This is a genomic window from Pseudomonas capsici, assembly GCF_017165765.1.
GTDB classification, from domain to species: domain Bacteria; phylum Pseudomonadota; class Gammaproteobacteria; order Pseudomonadales; family Pseudomonadaceae; genus Aquipseudomonas; species Aquipseudomonas capsici.
Genome location: NZ_JAFGZD010000019.1, coordinates 1 through 19205, shown reverse-complemented (window position 1 = coordinate 19205; position 19205 = coordinate 1). Strand labels below are relative to the sequence as shown.

The following is a 19205-nucleotide window of genomic DNA, read 5'->3' as shown; positions in this document are numbered from 1 at the left end:
GCTTGCCTAGTAGTCTGGATCCACATCTCCGGGTTTTGCCTGCTGAATGGCGGCGAAATGGCAGGTAAATACGCTGCCTTTGCCCGGTACGCTGTTGATTTCAAGTGTGCCGCGATGGCGCAGCAGCACATGTTTCACGATAGCCAGGCCCAGGCCGGTACCGCCGGTATTGGAGGCGCGGCTGGTGTCGACGCGATAGAAACGCTCGGTCAGACGCGGCAGGTGCTTGGTTTCGATGCCGATGCCCGAGTCGTGCACGCTCAGGTGCGCACCGCGATCATCGGCCCACCAGCGAATACGGATATTGCCTTCGGCCGGTGTGTACTTCACGGCATTGAAGATCAGGTTGGAAAACGCGCTGCGCAGCTCGGTTTCGCTGCCCTTGAGCTGCATGTCGCTTTCAACGTCGAGAGTGATCTGGTGATTCTTGCTGGCTGACAAGGCCTGAGCATCGGCCTTGATGGTCTTGAGCAGCGTCACTACGGCCACCGGATGGTTATCCGAGGGGTAGTCGGTGGCTTCGAGCTTGGCCAGCAACAGCAAGTCGTTGAGCAGCGTCTGCATGCGTCCACCTTGCTGGTGCATCTGCTGCAACGCCCGGACCCAGCGCGGATTGACCTCCTCGACGTTGTCGAGCAGCGTTTCCAGGTAGCCGAAGATGACCGTCAGCGGTGTACGCAGTTCATGAGATACGTTGGCGACGAAATCCTTGCGCATCTGTTCCAGTTGATGAATCCGCGTGACATCGCGCACCAGCATCAGGTGCTCGTTGTTGCCGTAGCGGGTAATCAACAGCTGGATGCGCAGGTGATCCTTGGTCGGTGAGGGGATTTCCAGCGGCTCGCTGTAGTTGCCCTGTGCGAAGTATTCCTTGAAGCGTGGATGGCGCACCAGGTTGGTGACCGGCTGGCCGCTGTCCTGAGGCGTCTTGAGCCCCAGCAGGGTTTCGGCAGCGCGGTTCCACCATTCCAGGTTGCCTTCGCTGTCGAGCATGATGACGGCATCACGCAAGGCGGCGGTGGACTCCTGGACACGATCGATGACGGCCTGCAGGCGACCACGCACGCGCTGATCCCTGCGCTGCAGATGATAGATGCTGTCGAAGACCTCGCCCCACAGGCCGTAACCGTCAGGTGGTGGCTCGTCGGTGCTGTGATTGCTCAGCCATTCATGCAGGCGCAGCAGTTGCTTGAGGGTCCAGGCCAGGTAAAGCCCCAGGCCGATCGCCAGGCTCCAGCCGTACTCGCCACTGATCAGGCCGACCACCAGGCAGGCGGTGACCAGCAGCAACATGTGGCGTATCAGCGTGCCGTGCCAGTTTCGATTCAATTAAAGGTACATCCTTGACGGGTACACATGGGCTGCTGCCTTGTGTCTCTAAGCAAACGACTCTCAGCTTTTGGTGGAAAAGCGATAGCCGGTGCCGCGCACGGTTTGTACCAGATTCTCGTAAGCATCGCCCAGGGCCTTGCGCAGGCGTCGGATATGGACGTCCACGGTACGCTCTTCGACATAGACGTTGCCTCCCCAGACTTGATCCAGCAATTGGCCGCGAGTGTAGGCGCGTTCCTGATGGGTCATGAAGAATTGCAGCAGGCGGTATTCGGTAGGGCCCATTTCTGCAGGCTTGCCGTCGATGGTCACACGGTGGCTGACCGGGTCGAGCAGCAGACCGCCGACTTCTATAGGCGCTTCGCCGTCGCTCGGGCCTGCACGGCGCAATACGGCCTTGAGACGGGCAACCAGTTCCCGGGGTGAGAACGGCTTGGTGATGTAATCGTCGGCACCGACTTCCAGGCCCTGGATCTTGTTGTCCTCTTCGCCCTTGGCCGTCAGCATGATGATCGGGATGTCACCGGTCAGTTCGTCGCGTTTGAGGCGTCGGGCCAGTTCGATACCGGATGTGCCGGGCAGCATCCAGTCGAGCAGGATGAGGTCTGGCTTGCGGTCGACGATAATCGCGTGGGCCTGCTGGGAGTTTTCCGCCTCCATGCAGTCATAGCCAGCCATTTCCAGTGCGACGGCGATCATTTCACGAATGGGGGCTTCGTCGTCAACGATCAGGATGCTCCTGCCAGCCATGCTCGAACCTCTTGTCATTTAACTGTCTTGGGGCGCATTAGATAACGGAAATATTGCAGTCGTGTGACATCTTGAGATGAGGCTAGCACGAGGACTGAAATCAGCGCAGTGCGTAGTCCGCCACAATCCCCAGGAAGATGGCCAGTCCGGCCCAGTGGTTATGCAGGAAAGCCTTGAAGCAGGCGTCCCGGTCCTTGAAGCGGGTGCTCCAGTATTCCCAGGCAAAGCAGCCGGCGGCCACCAGCAGGCCGGTGTAGAAAAAGGCGCCCAGCTCGAAGCGCACGCCGGCCAGGATCAGGCAGCCCAGCGCCAGACCTTGCAGCGTCAGGATGATGATGCGGTCGGCATCGCCGAACAGCACGGCAGTGGATTTCACGCCGATTTTCAGATCGTCGTCGCGGTCTACCATGGCGTAGTACGTGTCATAGGCCACCGTCCATAGCAGATTGGCGATGTACAGCAGCCAGGCGGCGGCAGGCAATGTGCCTGTTTCTGCGGTAAAGGCCATGGGCATTCCCCATGAGAAGGCAGCGCCCAGGACTACTTGCGGGTAATAGGTATAACGCTTCATGAACGGGTAACAGGCGGCCAGTGCCAGCCCGCCGAACGACAGCCAGACGGTCGTCGAATTGGTCAGCAGCACCAGCAGGAAGCTCAGGGTCACCAGAATGGCGAACAGCGCCAGTGCCTCTCGCGAACTGACCCTGCCGCTGACCAGCGGGCGCTGCTCGGTGCGTTTTACATGGCCGTCCACCTTGCGGTCGGCGAAGTCGTTGATGACGCATCCGGCGGCACGCATCAGAAACACACCGGTCACGAAAATCAGCACATTGGCCAGCGACGGTGAGCCCTTGCCGGCAATCCACAAGGCCCAGAGCGTTGGCCACAGCAGCAGGTAGACACCAATCGGCTTGTCGATGCGGGTCAGTTGGATGAAATCCCAGGCGCGAGGGTTCAGGCGATTGAGGGATTTGAGCAGCGACAGGTACATCAGGAGTGTTCCTCGCTCTTGAGGGCGTTCCAGAAATTGGGCAGAAAGATCTCGGCGACCAGTACGCTCAGCGGGCCGCGACTGAAGCACGAACGGCGAGCCCACAGATCGCTGGCGGCATCCGCTTCGGGCAGCCAGGCCTCGGGGTAGCGACAGACCTGCAATGGGCCGCGCTCGAAGGCCTTGTCGCTGAACAGCAACTCGCCCAGCGAACGCGTCCCCAGTTCATCCATGTGCAGGCCGTCTTCGAGCAAGGCACTGCGGGCGGCGACGCTGCGGGCAAAGACCCACTTTTCGCCGCGACCGCGCAAATACACTTCGCGCACCCAGCCCAGGCTGGCGTCGGGCAGCTCAAGCGCGGTGCATTCGTCGGAGCGCAGCGGCTGCCAGCCTTCAAACAGCAGCGTGACGCTGAAGCCATCCGACGACAGGCGCGTCAGGCGTCGGGTCAGGGAGTCCTGGTTGAACAGCCAGTCGAGAACCAGAGGCCCCGGCACATCGGCCAGTTGCTCGTGTTCAAGCCAGACGGGGGCGGGTAATGCGGGGTTTTGCTGGGACACGGTAAGCCATTATCGGCAATCATCAAGGAGTGCGAGCTTAGCATGATTGCCGGGGCTGACCGACGATTGGCCGCGTACCCGGTATCACAAACAGACTTGCATATGAGTGCTGTGGCCAGTACAAACCTCGCGGGGATTTGACTCCTGACACCCGGACCGGTGGCAATCGACCGCTGCGCCAGTATTTAGCCTGATCATCGAGGGACCCGAACCATGAAAAAGTGGCAATGCATTGTCTGCGGCCTTATCTACAACGAAGCCGATGGCTGGCCGGATGACGGTATTGCGCCCGGCACTCGCTGGGAAGATGTACCCGAAGACTGGCTTTGCCCGGATTGCGGTGTCGGCAAGATCGACTTTGAAATGATTGAAATCGGCTGATAAAGCAGAAATCGGCCAGACATGAATCACTTGGTGGGAGGCCGCTTGCCGGCGACTTCAGACGCGGCATATCTGCCGGTTTCATAAGCTTTTTCGCCAGCAGGCCTTCCACAATTTCTTGATGAGAAAAGTAATGAGCGCACCTGTCGTCATCATCGGTACCGGCCTTGCGGGCTATAACCTCGCCCGCGAGTTTCGCAAACTGGACGGCGAAACGCCGTTGTTGCTCATTACGGCCGATGACGGTCGTTCCTACTCCAAGCCCATGCTGTCCACCGGCTTTGGCAAGAACAAGCAAGCCGATGAACTGAGCATGGCGCAACCCGGGGCCATGGCCGATCAGCTCAAGGCGCAAGTGCGCACCCATACCCGCATCAGCGGCATCGATCCCGGCCACAAGCGGCTGTGGATCGGCGAAGAGGCGGTCCACTACCGCGATCTGGTGCTGGCATGGGGGGCGGAAACCATTCGGGTCCCCGTGGAGGGGGATGCACAGGACGTCATTTTCCCGATCAACGATCTTGAGGATTACGCCCGTTTCCGCGCGGCGGCGGAAGGCAAAAAGCGGGTTCTGATCCTGGGTGCAGGCCTGATCGGCTGTGAGTTTGCCAACGACCTGATCCTTGGCGGCTATGAGGTCGATCTGGTCGCGCCTTGCGAGCAGGTCATGCCGACTCTGTTGCCGCCCGCTGCGGCGGCTGCCGTGCAGGCGGGGCTTGAGAGTATTGGCGCTCGCTTCCATCTGGGGCCGATCCTTTCCCGTCTGCAGCGCAATGAACAGGCACTTGAAGCGCATCTGTCCGACGGGCAGGTGATTGCCTGCGATCTGGTGGTTTCGGCCATCGGTCTGCGCCCACGAGTCGATCTGGCTGCTGCTGCCGGCTTGCTCACCGGGCGTGGTGTCGTGGTCGATCGGTATCTGCAGACTTCCCACGCCAATATCCATGCCCTGGGCGACTGTGCCGAGGTCGATGGTCTGAACCTGCTCTACGTCATGCCGTTGATGAGCTGTGCCCGTGCCCTGGCGCAGACTCTCGCCGGTACGCCGACTGCGGTGAAATATGGCCCGATGCCCATCACCGTCAAGACCCCGGTTTGCCCTCTGGTGGTTTCGCCACCCCCTCGCGGGACCGAAGGAACCTGGAGTGTCGAAGGTCAGGATGCGGATATAAAGGCTCTGTGTCATGACACCGAAGGCCGGTTGCTGGGCTATGCCCTGACAGGCGCTGCCGTGTCGGAAAAACTGGCCCTGAACAAGACGTTACCTGCGCTATTGCCCTGAATATGGGGCGTTTTGTCGGATATGTCGCTTTTTTCGTCCTATAAACGTTACGCATGTACTGGCGCGTGCCTCGTCGGCATGCCATCCTCGGTTACGTCTGCCGCTACGTAGAGCTGTCGCGGCATCCTGTCGCTGCTTTGTATAGGCAGTACGGACATAAAAACAAAAAACCGTAAAAGAGGCTTCATACATGCGTAAACCAGATATCGCAGCCGCTATTGCTGAAAAAGCGGATCTCACCAAAGAGCAATCCAATCGCGTTCTCAACGCCATTCTTGAAGAAATCACCGGCGCACTGCACCGCAAGGACAGCGTGACCCTGGTGGGCTTCGGTACTTTCCTGCAGCGCCATCGCGGTGCCCGCACCGGCAAGAACCCGCAAACGGGCGAACCTGTGAAAATCAAGGCCAGCAACACCGTTGCCTTCAAGCCTGGCAAGGCTCTCAAAGACAGCGTCAATCCATAACATCCACTGCGCGCCTTGGCGGGAGGCGAGCAGTCATCGAGACGGGCATACCCATATGGGGTGCCCGTTTTTTCGCCTGAAACAGCAAGGTATGGCCGTATGAATGGGGTTCTTGAGTACGCCCGCTGCTTTTGACCGGTTTCTGGAAATTTCCTGTCTCAAGGTGTTTTTTGTCTCTGTTCTTGTAGGAATCTCCTGGCATTTTCCAATGGTTCGGGCAAAGGCAGCATCAACAGCATTCGCTGATCTGATCCTGTACGCCGATGCTGCTGTCCACGCAGGGCAGCGTTTCTGGCTTTATGATTCGATCTTCGTCGAAAAAACACGATTGTCCTACAGGATTGCGCTTGATAACCCGTTACACTGCCTCTCCACTCGCTCGACCGGGCTGACTTTCTGCTGAGGCAATGTGTATGAAGTTTCGTTTCCTGCTCTGGATGCTGGGCCTTCTGATGGCTCGGGCCAGCCGTACCAATCCTGCATTTCAGCAGCAGCTTGGCGACAAGGAGCTGACCTTTCAGTTGCAGACTGCCGATGGCAAGGTTGCTCGTCATTTCATTGTCAGTGGCCAGCGTATCCGCAGTGCCGGTGGCGTGGTTGCCGAACCTGCCTTCGCCATTGTCTTTCGCGATGCTGCTTTCGGGTTTGCCACGATGCAGGCCAGCAACAAGCAACTGGCGTTCATGAAGGGGATTCAGGACAAGGATATCCAGGTCAAGGGCAACACGGCCCTGGTGATGTGGTTTCAGGGCCTGACCAAGTACCTGAAACCGAAAAAGAAGGCCCGCTGATTCAAGGCAACTGCAATCCACCCGCTGCTTTGTGAAGCTCGCGCAGGTGCTCACCCATCTGTTTGAGATTGGCTTCGTTGGCCGCGATTTCGCTGGCGCGCTCAGGCTCCAGCAGGGCGCGTACTTCCTTGTCCAGATCGCCAGTCAGGCGCTTCAGTTGTTTCTGGCGCTGACTGCTCTCGGCTTCAAGCCGCTGCCATTCGCCTGCCTGTGGCAAGCCATAGCCGCTGCTGCCCAGCAATTCGGCCGGGCGGCTGAGAAAGCCGCTGCTGGCGAGAATCTCCTGCAGCGTCTTTGAAGCCTGGGAGACGCTGCCGTCTTTCTGTTCCCTGGCACCGAGATAGCGTTGCTTCACTTCGTCCTGAGCCAGCAACAATTGCCGACGCAGGCTTGCCTGTTCCAGCAGCAGAATAGCGGCACTGGTGCGCAGGTCGGCCTTGTCGAACCACTGGCTGCGTTCTTTGGCCGACAGTGACAGCCAGTCTTCGACGGTGCTCTGCGGGATCGGCAGATGCTTCTTCAGGACGTCGAACATCGCCTGATAGCGGTCGCGATAGGAGTCGAAGCGATAACCCAGGCGCAGCGCTTCCTTTGGATCGTCCAGCACACTGGTATCGGCCAGGCCTCGGCCTTTGAGCACCTCCAGCAAGCCGTTGGGCAGGATACTGTCCAGCCCAACAAGTCTGGGGTTGTGGGTGCCGCTGCGGAGCAGCTTGAGGTTTTCCACGGCGCAGTTGTTCGACAGGAAGTAATAGTTGCCGTCGTAACTCCAGTGCATCTCGGCCGCATGCTGCACCAGCCCTTCGATTTCCGGGCGAGACAGAGTGAGTGGCACGGAGGCGAGGCTGCGCAGTTCGGTCTTGGTGTATTCGTCGATGACCTGGGCCAGCGGCAGCACGAAAAGTCGCGACGGATAAGCGCCCATCAGGCCATCCCAGCTGGACAGTTGCACATCGCCCACGAACGCCCGGTAAGACAGGACCAGATGCTGATCCAGATCCAGGCGGCAATCAGGCCCGCGTGGCCGGCCCGGTTTGCAGATCACCAGACGCAGCATGCTGTGGCCCCAGCGGCTTACCCAGTTCTGGTTGGCTTCAGCCAGCAGGTAGTCGACTTCATAGACCCGCTCCGGATCAAGCTTGCCCAGCGGTTCGCGTCCGAAATCGCTCCCGGCATTCAGATACGGGAAGAAGGACGGACACTGGTCTTTCTGCGGCGGTGCCCAGCCAAAATGTTCCTTGTAGTAGGCGTACAGGGCCGGGCGGCGACAGGCATAGGCCGGGTCGAGGAGGAAGTACTCCATGTTTACGGCCACGAATTCCAGCGGGCTGGTGGTTTCGTAGATGTCCGGGCTGCGTGCCACTTGCCCGTTGTGTTCCTCCCGCTCGCCGCGTCGACCGACATATTGCGGCCAGCCTGCCAGGTCCAGCAGGCGCGGGTCATCGCTCAGGGTAAAGCGTCGCTCGGTTTCGCCACGGCAACTGTCAGGCAGGCCAATGTTGCCTGCTGAACTGTGCTGGCGCGAGCAGCGGAATATCAGGGCGCGTTGCGTCGAAGACCACAGGCGGGCGCGATCGTAGACGTGGGTCAGTTCGTGCAGGACCGTGGCGAGCATTTCACGCCGGACCGTGCCGTGGGGGCGTCCGGTCTGTGTGGTGGCTGCCGAGCCGTCGGTCAACGGCGTCAGCAGTTTTGTATTGAGATAAAGCTGGTAGGGACCGGCAGCCTGGCCATAGGCGTTTTCAGGCATATCGCCAGACCAGCGCACTTCAACACGCCGGTCCAGATCCTTGATGAAGCTTGGCGGCAGGGCGCGCATGGCTTCATCGAGGAGTGTCTGGCTCGCATGTTGTTGGGCTGGGGTCAGGCCGTCGGTCTGCAGCTCGAGCGTCAGGCTGGCAAGAGCATGAGAGGTGACCAGCGACAATGCGCCGGCAAGCAGCCAGGCGCTAAGTCGTCTCACAGAGCGAGAATGGCTTCGGCCAGTGTCCGGTCACTGGCATCACGTGCTTCGGGCACGCGGGTGCGCAGGGTATCGAAAGCGGCGTCGAGTTGCGCGCCGTGAATGTCACCGTCGCTGGCGACATAGCTGGCGGCGTCGTCTTTGGCCTGGATCACGACCTTGGAGTCGCGAATGGAAGTTGTGGTGTCCGAGGTGAAGTCGATGGAACGACCGAAAGCGCGAACGATGATATTGCTCGTGGCCACGACGGTCTGGGCCTGGGCAATGTCTGCCATGACGAGCAGGCCAAGGGTAGCGGCAATCAGCGGGGTACGCATGTAACGTCTCCAGTTACGCAAAGAGGTCGAAAGTGACTATTGGACGAGGATTGTTTCTGCCAGTTCAAGGTCGCTGGCATGAAGTTTTGACTGGGTGTTTCGCAGAGTACGCAGCGCTGACTCCAGCCGCACACCGCGGATCTGGCCGTCAGTGGCTACGAACGCTGCGGCGTCATCCTGAGCGGCCAGGATCAGCTTTCTGTCGAAGGGCGCAGTGGTGACCTGACTGGTGACGTAGCCGGTAATGACCAGGCTCTGTGTCGTCGTATCGAAGGCTTGAGCCGGGCTGACCCAGATCAGGCCGGCGACTGGAGCTGCAAACAGAAGAGGTAGTAAACGCATGGCTTTCAATGACTGGCAAAACGAGGTCCAAGGCTAGCGCAATGCCAGCCCTGGAGGCTACCCCAAGGGCTGGCTCAGATGGCCAGAATAGCCTGGGCCAATTGTGTATCTGTCGCGCCCAGGTTCGGGTACTGCTGGCGAATGTGCTGGAACGCACCTTCCAGTTGAGCACCACGAATGTTGCCTTCGCTGGCCACGAAACTGGCTGCCTCGTCACGGGCGGCGCGTACGATCTTGTCGTCTCTCAAGGAAGAAGAGGCATCGGAGGTGGCCTCGCTGGAGGCTGCCACTGCGCCTACGACGGCATCGGTAGTAACGATGAAACTGGTGGCGCTTGCACTGGCAGCTGCTGTCAGCAGTGCGGCAGCAGCAAAGATACGGAGCAGGGTCATGGCAGAGTTCCAAAAGTGTGACGGAGTGGGCAGTAGCCTATCGCAGCCGTCATGAGGTTGTCATTTCAGGGGTGGTCGCACGCATCATGTAGTCATGCGCCGAACTGTACAGGTATTTTTTGGTTTTCATGAAACTGTATCTGTTCCGGGATATTTCAGCCCGGAAACGACAAGGCCCGTCTCGGTTGCCTGAGACGGGCCTTGTGTTAAGCAATTCGGGGTGCTGGTGAGAGACCTTTGGGGTCTGGACCAGCGGGCGCTTGAGTCAGCGCCAGAACGGCTTGCTCAGTTCTTCGTAACGCTGTGCTTCGGTGATACCGGCGTCGGCGAGCAGACGAGCATCCAGGCGAGCCAGTTGGTGGCGGCTGGAGAGGCGACGCTGCCAGAGCATCAGGTTAGCGAGTACGCGCAGAGGCCATGCTGCTTGAGCGTTGTTGACGGTGCTTTCGTTGAACAGGTCGGAACTGACTGTACGTTCCATGGTGTGACTTCCTTCCGCTTGTGGCGGGTTTAGAGAATGACTTGACTGGTGCCTATCTTCCTCTCACTTGGGCAGTATCTATAGACACAGTTCATTTGTATTGTGATGGTTCAGTTAACTGTTTATAGGCACTGTTTTGTTCATAAATGGGGCAACTGTACCGGTTGGCACTGATGTGGTGCATTTTGTGGTCGGTCTTGGTGATTCTTGTTGTTTTGAACCGTTTTTTGACCGGTACAGAAGTACAGTTTGTTTCAAATGAGGTGGATGACACTTCAAAGTGAGCAAAGAAACCTCTTGCTCACTTGAAACTGTGTTCCTCAGGTCGGCAGCATGCGGCCTGTTTCTTCAAGGTTGATGTGCCAACTCAGTGCTTCGCGCAGGATGTGCGGGGTATGCCCTCCGACCTCGCAGGCGGCTGCAAAGTATTGATTCAGAGCCTCGCGATAGTCTGGATGCACGCAATTGTCGATGATGATCCGGGCGCGTTCGCGAGGTGCCAGACCGCGCAGGTCGGCCAGACCCTGTTCGGTCACCAGGATGTCCACATCGTGCTCGGTATGGTCGACATGGCTCACCATGGGCACCACGCTGGAAATCGAGCCGCCCTTGGCGATGGACTTGGTGACAAAGATGGCCAGATGGGCATTGCGCGAGAAGTCGCCGGAGCCGCCGATGCCGTTCATCATCCGGGTGCCGCAGACATGGGTCGAATTCACGTTGCCGTACAGATCGAATTCCAGTGCCGTGTTGATGCCGATGATGCCCAGGCGGCGAATGACTTCGGGATGGTTGGAGATCTCTTGCGGGCGCAGCACCAGGCGCGACTTGTAGCGATTGAAGTCCGAGAACACCTGCGCATGCTTGGCGGCCGACAGGGTCATCGAGCTGCCGGATGCGAAACTCAGTTTGCCGGCATCGAACAAGTCGAAAGTCGAGTCCTGCAGCACTTCGGAATACATGGTCATGTCATGGAACGGCGAGTCCAGCAGGCCGTGCATCACGGCATTGGCAATGGTGCCGATCCCGGCCTGCAACGGCATCAACTGATTGGTCAGCCGGTCTTCGCGCACTTCCTTCTTGAAGAACTCCACCAGATGGTTGGCGATGGCCTGGGTTTCGGCATCCGGCGGCAGTACAGTTGAAGGTGAGTCACCCTGATCGCTGATGACAATACCGACGATCTTGGCCGGATCGATCTTGACGGCGCTGCTGCCGATTCGCGAATCGGCATCCAGGACCGGGATCGGCAGACGGGTCGGTCGATAGCTGGGAATATAGATATCGTGCAGGCCCTCCAGCTCCAGCGGCTGTGACAGGTTGATCTCCACGATGACTTGCTTGGCCAGGATCGCAAAGCTGGCCGAGTTGCCGACCGAAGTGCTCAGAACCAGATGACCTTCTTCGGTAATCGCCACGCACTCGATGACGGCCAGATCCACTGCCTTGATCTGGCGGTTGCGCAACTGTTCAACTGTATCGGACAAGTGTTGGTCGATGAACATGACCGTGCCGTCATTGATGGCTTTGCGCAGCGTGTTGTCGACCTGGAAGGGCATGCGACGCGACAGTACGCCGGCTTCGGTCAACTGCTTGTCCAGATCGTTGCCCAGGCTGGCGCCGGTCATCAGGCTGATCTTGAGCGGCGACACTCTGGCGCGCTCTGCCAATGCGTGGGGAACGGCCTTGGCTTCACCGGCGCGGGTGAAGCCGCTCATGCCGACGGTCATGCCATCTTCAATCAACGCTGCAGCCTCTGCTGCGCTCATTACCTTGCTCATCAAAGAAGGCAAACGGATACGGTCGCGGTACATGGATTCTGTCTCGAAGGTGGAAGCGAGGGTCAAGTCTAGAGACTCGAGGTTTTTCCGTCCCGCGACCAAGGTCGCATTGGAGGGCTCTAATTAGGGCCTTTCAAGGCAAAACACTGTTGCGCGGAATGCAAAAAGCCCCAGGCGCAGAACGCACTGGGGCTCTTTCAGGCGGGTGGGAGGCTAAGCGTTTCCCACAGCCTTAACCATGTCCTCGATCACCTTTTTGGCGTCTCCGAACACCATCATGGTTTTATCCATATAGAACAGTTCGTTGTCCAGGCCGGCATAACCGCTGGCCATCGAGCGCTTGTTGACGATGATGGTCCTGGCCTTGAAGGCTTCAAGGATCGGCATCCCGGCAATCGGCGATTTGGGGTCGTTGCGGGCTGCCGGGTTGACCACATCGTTGGCGCCCAGTACCAGCACCACGTCGGCCTGACCGAACTCGGAGTTGATGTCCTCCATCTCGAACACCTGATCGTAAGGCACTTCTGCTTCGGCCAGCAGCACGTTCATATGCCCGGGCATCCGACCCGCTACCGGGTGGATGGCGTATTTCACGGTAACGCCATGGTGGGTCAGCTTTTCAGTCAGCTCTTTGAGCGCATGCTGCGCCCGTGCGACTGCCAGACCATAGCCTGGAACAATGATCACCGTGTCGGCGTTGGTCAGCAGGAAAGTGGCGTCGTCTGCCGAACCGGATTTGACCGGGCGTGCTTCCTTGGCACCTGCCGGGCCACCCGCTTCGGCTGTGCTGCCGAAGCCACCCCCGATCACGTTGAAGAACGAGCGGTTCATGGCCTTGCACATGATGTAGGACAGAATCGCGCCCGAAGAGCCTACCAGCGAGCCGGCAATGATCAGCATCGAGTTGTTCAGTGAGAAGCCGATACCTGCCGCCGCCCAGCCCGAATAGCTGTTGAGCATCGACACCACCACCGGCATGTCCGCGCCGCCAATCGGGATGATCAGCAGCACGCCGATCACGAAGGCCAGGGCCAGCATGATTGCGAAAGCAGTCAGGTTGCCGGTGAACATGAACGTCAGGCCAAAGAACAGCGTGGCCAGCCCGAGAATCAGGTTCAGCTTGTGCTGTCCGGCAAACTGTACCGGTGTGCCCTGAAACAGGCGGAATTTGTACTTGCCCGACAGTTTGCCGAAGGCGATCACCGATCCGGAGAAGGTGATTGCCCCGATGGCGGCACCGAGGAACAGCTCCAGGCGGTTACCGGTGGGTATCGCATCGCCAAGGTTGCGCACGATGCCCAGCGATTGCGGTTCGACCACGGCAGCAATGGCGATGAACACCGCTGCCAGGCCGATCATGCTGTGCATGAAGGCGACCAGCTCCGGCATTTTGGTCATCTCGACACGCTTGGCCATGATCGACCCCGCAGTGCCGCCGACCAGCAGACCGACCACGATATAGCCGATACCCGCGCTGGTGCCTTCGACGGTCGAAAGTGCAGCCAGCTTGAAGACCAGGCCGACGGTGGTTATCACGGCCAGGCCCATGCCCAGCATGCCGAACAGGTTGCCGCGGCGAGAGGTTGTGGGGTGCGAGAGTCCTTTGAGTGCCTGAATGAAGCAGACCGAAGCGATCAGGTACAGCAGGGTGACCAGATTCATGCTCATTACTTCTGCACCTCGTCTTGTGCCTTGGGTGCTTTTTTCTTGAACATTTCCAGCATGCGCCGGGTGACCAGAAAGCCACCGAACACATTCACGGCAGCCAGGGCCACGGCAAGCGTGCCCATGATCTTGCCCAGCGGCGTGACCGTCAGGGCGGCGGCGAGCATGGCGCCGACAATCACGATGGCGGAAATGGCGTTGGTCACGGCCATCAGCGGCGTATGCAGGGCAGGGGTCACGTTCCAGACCACGTGGTAACCGATGTAGATCGCCAGTACAAAAATGATCAGGTTATAGATACCAGGGGAGATCAACTCTTCCATTGTCTTGTCCTCAGCCGTTCTTGCGAATGACTTGGCCGTCGCGGCACATCAGGCACGCGGCGACGATGTCGTCTTCGAGATTGATCTGCAACTGGCCGTCCTTGTCGAACAGCAGTTTCATGAAATCCAGCAGGTTGCGTGCGTACAGCGCCGAGGCATCGGCGGCGACCAGAGCGGGCAGGTTGGTATGGCCGACGATGGTCACGCCGTGTTCCACCACCACCTGATCGGCGACTGTCAGCGGGCAGTTACCGCCTTGTGCTGCGGCCAGATCGATGACCACCGAGCCAGGCTTCATCTGTGCCACCGTTTCGGCACTGAGCAGCACCGGTGCCTTGCGGCCGGGGATCAGGGCGGTGGTGATCACGATGTCCGACAGTCTGGCGCGTTCATGCACGGCGACGGCCTGACGCTGCATCCAGCTTGCCGGCATCGGGCGCGCGTAACCGCCAACGCCTTCGGCGCATTCGCGCTCTTCATCGGTTTCGTAGGGCACATCGATGAATTTGGCACCCAGGGACTCGATCTGCTCTTTGACTGCAGGTCGTACATCTGAGGCTTCTACGACCGCGCCCAGTCGCTTGGCTGTAGCAATGGCCTGCAGCCCGGCAACACCGGCGCCGAGCACCAGAACCCGAGCGGCTTTCACGGTGCCGGCAGCGGTCATCAGCATCGGCATGAAGCGCGGATAGTGATGAGCAGCCAGCAGCACGGACTTGTAGCCGGCAATGTTGGCCTGGGACGACAGCACATCGAGGCTCTGCGCGCGTGAGGTGCGCGGTGCGGCTTCCAGGGCAAAGGCGGTGATGCCGCGTTCGGCCAGTCTGGCGATGGTCTCGTTATTGAACGGGTTGAGCATCCCGATGACAACCGTGCCGCTCTTTATCAGAGCCAGCTCGTTGTCGTTGGGCGCTGTGACCTTGAGGATCAGCTCACCTGCGAAGGCTTCGCTTGCACCACCGATAGTGGCGCCCGCTGCTTCATAGGCACTGTCCGGCACGCTGGCATGGATGCCTGCTCCGCTTTGCACAGTGATTCTATGGCCTTGGCTGATCAGCTTTTTGATGGTTTCCGGGGTGGCAGCAACCCGTGTTTCACCCGTCTGGGTTTCAAGAGGGACACCAATGTGCACGTCAAATCTCCTGCGTGATCTTTTTATCTTCATAAATAGGCCAGCGCACTACGGCTGGTGCGTCTGGGGTGGCCGATCAGCATGTCCCGGGGCCTTGAAAGCCTGGGGGGCGGAGCATTCTGCAATTGAAATCAGCGGGGCTTCAACACATTCTGTAACGAGACTGTAAATTAACTACAAGTCATCCTGTGACCTATTGTCGCAAGTAATTGCTGTAGGCCTTTATTTATATGGCTTTCAGGAGATTCCATCTGGAAATTGTGGAAAAGCGGATTTTTTCAGCGATTTGCCCTCAATTCTTTAAAAGCAGCTACAGGCCTCGTAAATAAAGCACATTGGCCAATTTACGCGTCATGCGGAAATATTGTTCCAAAGCGACAAAGCCTTATATCTGTAGGTGTTTTTGAGTAGTCACTACTTTCTGGTGTCCGGCTCAATCCCTTGCTGGCGGCAGTCTGTAGCCTTTTGCCTGATCGATCAGCCAATCCCTGAATGCGCGTAGAGAGGCCGATTCGACTTTTCGCTCTGGAATCATCAAGTGATAGGCCTTGATGCTGGAGAGTGCGTGGGTATTGGCGATGACCAGCCGTTTTTCCTGTAACTCGCGCTGAATCAGGAAAGGAGGGATCAGGGCTATTCCCATCTCATGCATGGCTGCCTGGGCAAGCATGGAGAATAGCTCGTATCGGGGACCTGTCATGTCGCGGGGAATATTCAGATGCTGCGCGTTGAACCACTGTCGCCAGGCGTAAGGGCGTGTGGTCTGTTGCAGTAAAGGCATCTCGGCGATCTGGCTGGCATCCAGGCTGTCGCGCCCTTGCATGAGTGTCGGGCTGCAGATCGGCATGGGGTTTTCGCTCATCAGGCGATGAGCTTCGGTGCCTGGCCAGTCTGCATCACCGAAGTAGATGGCGGCGTCGAAATCGGTATCGGCAAACAGGAATGGGCGAGTCCGATTGGTGAGGTTGACCGTGACTTCCGGGTGACGCTGCTGGAAATCCTTGAGTCGTGGCAGCAGCCATTGCGTACCGAAGGTCGGCACGACTGCCAGCTCGATCACACTGGCTCCTTGCTGGCCCATGATCGACAGCGTGTCGCGTTCAACCGCATCCAGCTGTGCAGCAACACGACGGCTGTAGGAAAGGCCGGCTTCTGTCAGCTTCACCCCGCGCCTGGAGCGTCGGAACAGTTCGACGCCCAAGAACTCTTCCAGGCTGCCGATCTGTCGGCAAATGGCGCTCTGGGTCAGCGAAAGCTCGGTGGCCGCCCTGGTAAAGCTTTCATGGCGAGCGGCCGACTCGAAACTGACGAGTGCGGCTGTGCTGGGGATTTTTCGTCGCATATACGCTTGTCTCACTCGTTATCGATAAATAGTGCGGTTTTATGGATTACGGAGTGAGAAATTAGCACAAGATCTTGAATAATCGTCGTTTGTCGCCTTGCGAAAGCGGGTCTAGGATCACTCCACAACATTTGCGAAAGACGCGAGGAGTGAGTCATGGGTGGTAAAGCAAGCTTCAACTGGATCGATCCGCTGCTGCTGGATCAACAGCTCACAGAAGAAGAGCGTATGGTGATGCGCAGCGCTGAACAGTTCGCCCAAAGCAAACTCGCTCCCCGGGTTCTTGAAGCCTTTCGTCATGAGCAGACCGATCCCGCCATCTTTCGTGAAATGGGCGAGGTTGGCTTGCTGGGAGCGACCATCCCGGAAGAGTTCGGCGGTAGTGGGCTGAATTACGTGAGCTACGGCTTGATTGCCCGGGAAGTTGAGCGCGTCGATTCGGGTTATCGCTCAATGATGAGCGTTCAGTCTTCTCTGGTAATGGTGCCGATCAATGAATTCGGCACCCTGGCCCAGAAACAGAAGTACCTGCCCAAGCTGGCTTCCGGCGAATGGATTGGTTGTTTCGGTCTGACCGAGCCGGATCATGGTTCCGATCCGGGCGCGATGGTTACCCGGGCGCGCAAGGTCGACGGTGGATATCGCCTGACCGGCAGCAAGATGTGGATCACCAATAGCCCGATTGCGGATGTGTTCGTGGTCTGGGGCAAGGATGACGAAGGCGACATTCGTGGCTTCGTCCTGGAGAAAGGCTGGGCCGGGCTGAGTGCTCCGGCGATCCATGGCAAGGTGGGGTTACGTGCATCCCTCACCGGCGAGATCGTGATGGACAATGTCTTTGTGCCTGAAGAAAACATCTTCCCGGATGTGCGCGGTCTCAAAGGCCCTTTCACTTGCCTGAACTCGGCCCGTTACGGAATCTCCTGGGGGGCTCTCGGGGCTGCGGAGTTCTGCTGGCACACGGCACGGCAATACACGCTTGATCGCAAGCAGTTCGGACGCCCTCTGGCCGCGAATCAGTTGATCCAGAAGAAGCTCGCTGATATGCAGACCGAAATCACTCTGGCACTGCAAGGGTGTCTGCGACTGGGGCGCATGAAAGACGAAGGCATCGCGGCGGTGGAAATCACCTCGATCATGAAGCGCAATTCGTGTGGCAAGTCGCTGGATATCGCTCGAATGGCGCGGGACATGCTGGGCGGCAACGGTATCTCCGACGAGTTCGGCATTGCTCGCCACTTGGTGAACCTGGAAGTCGTGAACACCTATGAAGGCACGCATGATGTGCACGCATTGATTCTGGGGCGTGCACAGACCGGCATTCAGGCTTTCTATTAAGGAGTCTGCCATGGGCGCGCTTTCGCATATTCGAGTGCTTGACCTGTCGCGGGTTCTGGCTGGCCCTTGGGCAGGGCAGATCCTTGCGGATCTCGGGGCTGACGTGATCAAGGTCGAGCGTCCGGGCAATGGTGACGATACGCGTTCATGGGGGCCGCCGTTTCTGAAGGATCCGGCCGGTGAGAACACCTCCGAGGCGGCTTATTACCTCTCGGCCAACCGCAACAAACAGTCCGTCACCATCGACTTCACTCGGCCTGAAGGGCAGAAACTGGTGCGGGAGCTGGCGGCGCGTTCCGATATCGTGATCGAGAACTTCAAGGTCGGTGGGCTGGCTGCTTACGGGCTGGACTATGCGACGCTCAAGGCGATCAATCCACGCCTGATCTATTGCTCCATCACCGGCTTCGGGCAGAGTGGGCCTTATGCCAGGCGAGCGGGTTATGACTTCATGATCCAGGGGCTTGGCGGGCTGATGAGTCTGACTGGCCGTCCTGAGGGAGAGGAAGGGGCGGGGCCGGTGAAGGTCGGTGTCGCATTGACGGATATTCTCACCGGGCTCTATTCGACCAGCGCGATGTTGGCAGCCCTGGCCCATCGCGATCAGAGTGGCATCGGGCAGCATATCGACATGGCTCTGCTGGATGTTCAAGTGGCCTGTCTGGCAAACCAGGCGATGAACTACCTCACTACAGGCAATGCTCCGCGTCGGTTGGGGAATGCTCATCCCAATATCGTGCCTTACCAGGATTTCCCGACGGCGGATGGCGATTTCATCCTTACGGTCGGTAACGACAGCCAGTTCAGAAAGTTTGCTGAGGTGGCCGGGCAGGCGCAGTGGGCGGATGATCCTCGCTTCCGGACCAACAAACTCCGGGTGACCCATCGTGCCGAACTTATCCCGTTGATCCGTCAGGTGACGGTGTTCAAGACGACGGCGCAGTGGGTTGAGGCGCTGGAGGCGGCGGGTGTGCCGTGTGGGCCGATCAATGACCTGGCCCAGGTGTTTGCAGATCCACAGGTTCGGGCACGTGGCCTGGCCATAGAGATGCCGCATGCGCTGGGCGGCAGCGTTGCTCAGGTGGCCAGTCCGATCCGGCTTTCTGAAACACCGGTTGAATATCGACGTGCGCCTCCCTTGCTGGGTGAGCATACGCAGGAGGTGCTGCAGAACATCCTGGGGCTCAAGGCCGAAGAGGTGATGGCGCTACGTGAGGCTGGGGTGCTTTAGCTATATAGAATAGAAGCGAGGCTCTTCTTCTATATAGGAAGCGTCCATTTCGGTTAATTTCAATGAAATCGAAATTAACGGTTGACGGGCGATTTAATCTCTCTATAATTCGCCCCACTTCCGGCGCAGGCGGAACTGAAAAAGCCTTGTAAATCAATAGTTTGCAAGTGTTTAACGGTTCGCTCGGTCAGTCTGGAAGGGCTTCGGTCGCGGTTGGATCGACAGCGGTATGAGAAAGGGTTTGACACCGCCTTCGGGTGCTGTAGAATTCGCCTCCCGCTGACGAGCAACGCGAAGTTGATCGAAGCGCAAGTGGTTGAAGTTGCAAAGGAAACTTTGAAACTT

The 19205-nt window shown here is 58.6% G+C and carries 21 protein-coding genes; 7 read left to right on the top strand and 14 right to left on the bottom strand.

Going from position 1 to position 19205, the window contains the following annotated elements; genetic code table 11:
* Positions 1 to 6: 6 nt before the first annotated feature.
* From phoR to JSY17_RS20510, 4 genes are all read right to left on the bottom strand, one after another.
* Positions 7 to 1329: a phosphate regulon sensor histidine kinase PhoR gene (gene phoR / locus JSY17_RS20525; protein ID WP_117167842.1), complete on the bottom strand. Its 1323-nt coding sequence runs from the start codon at positions 1327 to 1329 to the stop codon at positions 7 to 9.
* 63 nt (positions 1330 to 1392) lie between these two features.
* On the bottom strand, positions 1393 to 2082 hold the full coding sequence (gene phoB / locus JSY17_RS20520) for a phosphate regulon transcriptional regulator PhoB (protein ID WP_025262540.1): 690 nt from the start codon (positions 2080 to 2082) through the stop codon (positions 1393 to 1395).
* Positions 2083 to 2182: 100 nt separating this feature from the next.
* On the bottom strand, positions 2183 to 3073 hold the full coding sequence (gene ubiA / locus JSY17_RS20515; protein ID WP_117180656.1) for a 4-hydroxybenzoate octaprenyltransferase: 891 nt from the start codon (positions 3071 to 3073) through the stop codon (positions 2183 to 2185).
* On the bottom strand, positions 3073 to 3633 hold the full coding sequence (locus tag JSY17_RS20510; RefSeq protein ID WP_200977112.1) for a chorismate--pyruvate lyase family protein: 561 nt from the start codon (positions 3631 to 3633) through the stop codon (positions 3073 to 3075). The genes ubiA and JSY17_RS20510 overlap by 1 nt, the downstream gene beginning before the upstream one ends.
* Before the next feature lie 213 nt (positions 3634 to 3846).
* Here JSY17_RS20510 and JSY17_RS20505 point away from each other — a divergent pair, with 213 nt between their 5' ends.
* From JSY17_RS20505 to JSY17_RS20485, 5 genes are all read left to right on the top strand, one after another.
* Positions 3847 to 4014, top strand: a complete 168-nt coding sequence (locus JSY17_RS20505; RefSeq protein ID WP_025262537.1) for a rubredoxin — start codon at positions 3847 to 3849, stop codon at positions 4012 to 4014.
* A gap of 133 nt (positions 4015 to 4147) precedes the next feature.
* Positions 4148 to 5296: an NAD(P)/FAD-dependent oxidoreductase gene (locus tag JSY17_RS20500; RefSeq protein WP_117180658.1), complete on the top strand. Its 1149-nt coding sequence runs from the start codon at positions 4148 to 4150 to the stop codon at positions 5294 to 5296.
* 190 nt (positions 5297 to 5486) lie between these two features.
* Positions 5487 to 5762, top strand: a complete 276-nt coding sequence (locus tag JSY17_RS20495; RefSeq protein WP_025262535.1) for an HU family DNA-binding protein — start codon at positions 5487 to 5489, stop codon at positions 5760 to 5762.
* Positions 5763 to 5874: 112 nt separating this feature from the next.
* Positions 5875 to 6165, top strand: a complete 291-nt coding sequence (locus JSY17_RS20490) for a hypothetical protein (RefSeq protein ID WP_162880540.1) — start codon at positions 5875 to 5877, stop codon at positions 6163 to 6165.
* A 10-nt stretch (positions 6166 to 6175) separates the two neighbouring features.
* Positions 6176 to 6553 carry a helicase gene (locus JSY17_RS20485; protein ID WP_117167837.1) on the top strand — a complete coding sequence of 126 codons (378 nt, stop codon included), beginning with the start codon at positions 6176 to 6178 and terminating at the stop codon, positions 6551 to 6553.
* Between the two features lies 1 nt (position 6554).
* On the opposite strand, the gene JSY17_RS20480 is transcribed toward JSY17_RS20485, so the two are convergent.
* The 10 genes from JSY17_RS20480 to JSY17_RS20435 all read right to left on the bottom strand — a co-directional run bounded on the left by JSY17_RS20480 (position 6555) and on the right by JSY17_RS20435 (position 16291).
* Entirely contained in the window at positions 6555 to 8516 is a 1962-nt protein-coding gene (locus tag JSY17_RS20480) for a DUF7844 domain-containing protein (protein ID WP_206402852.1), read from the bottom strand.
* The gene (locus tag JSY17_RS20475) at positions 8513 to 8833 is read right to left on the bottom strand and encodes a DUF2388 domain-containing protein (protein WP_025262532.1); all 321 of its coding nucleotides are present in this window, start codon (positions 8831 to 8833) and stop codon (positions 8513 to 8515) included. Before JSY17_RS20475 ends, JSY17_RS20480 begins: the two co-directional genes overlap by 4 nt.
* A gap of 36 nt (positions 8834 to 8869) precedes the next feature.
* Complete coding sequence (locus JSY17_RS20470; protein WP_117167834.1) at positions 8870 to 9175, bottom strand: DUF2388 domain-containing protein; 306 nt, start codon at positions 9173 to 9175, stop codon at positions 8870 to 8872.
* A gap of 74 nt (positions 9176 to 9249) precedes the next feature.
* Positions 9250 to 9567 (bottom strand): DUF2388 domain-containing protein, encoded by a 318-nt coding sequence (locus JSY17_RS20465; protein ID WP_117180660.1) that lies wholly within the window; start codon positions 9565 to 9567, stop codon positions 9250 to 9252.
* Positions 9568 to 9832: 265 nt separating this feature from the next.
* Positions 9833 to 10048 (bottom strand): DUF1127 domain-containing protein, encoded by a 216-nt coding sequence (locus JSY17_RS20460; RefSeq protein ID WP_117167832.1) that lies wholly within the window; start codon positions 10046 to 10048, stop codon positions 9833 to 9835.
* 320 nt (positions 10049 to 10368) lie between these two features.
* A complete protein-coding gene (locus JSY17_RS20455; protein ID WP_117180661.1) occupies positions 10369 to 11862 on the bottom strand; it encodes an acetyl-CoA hydrolase/transferase family protein in 1494 nt (497 codons plus the stop codon).
* 180 nt (positions 11863 to 12042) lie between these two features.
* On the bottom strand, positions 12043 to 13497 hold the full coding sequence (locus JSY17_RS20450) for an NAD(P)(+) transhydrogenase (Re/Si-specific) subunit beta (protein WP_206402853.1): 1455 nt from the start codon (positions 13495 to 13497) through the stop codon (positions 12043 to 12045).
* On the bottom strand, positions 13497 to 13817 hold the full coding sequence (locus tag JSY17_RS20445; protein WP_117180663.1) for an NAD(P) transhydrogenase subunit alpha: 321 nt from the start codon (positions 13815 to 13817) through the stop codon (positions 13497 to 13499). The genes JSY17_RS20450 and JSY17_RS20445 overlap by 1 nt, the downstream gene beginning before the upstream one ends.
* Positions 13818 to 13827: 10 nt before the next feature.
* On the bottom strand, positions 13828 to 14949 hold the full coding sequence (locus JSY17_RS20440; protein WP_206402854.1) for a Re/Si-specific NAD(P)(+) transhydrogenase subunit alpha: 1122 nt from the start codon (positions 14947 to 14949) through the stop codon (positions 13828 to 13830).
* Positions 14950 to 15382: 433 nt separating this feature from the next.
* A complete protein-coding gene (locus tag JSY17_RS20435) occupies positions 15383 to 16291 on the bottom strand; it encodes a LysR family transcriptional regulator (protein ID WP_200977103.1) in 909 nt (302 codons plus the stop codon).
* 156 nt (positions 16292 to 16447) lie between these two features.
* Here JSY17_RS20435 and JSY17_RS20430 point away from each other — a divergent pair, with 156 nt between their 5' ends.
* Positions 16448 to 17629, top strand: a complete 1182-nt coding sequence (locus tag JSY17_RS20430; protein WP_117180666.1) for an acyl-CoA dehydrogenase — start codon at positions 16448 to 16450, stop codon at positions 17627 to 17629.
* 10 nt (positions 17630 to 17639) lie between these two features.
* Positions 17640 to 18860, top strand: a complete 1221-nt coding sequence (locus JSY17_RS20425; RefSeq protein WP_117167826.1) for a CaiB/BaiF CoA transferase family protein — start codon at positions 17640 to 17642, stop codon at positions 18858 to 18860.
* Positions 18861 to 19205 lie beyond the last annotated feature (345 nt).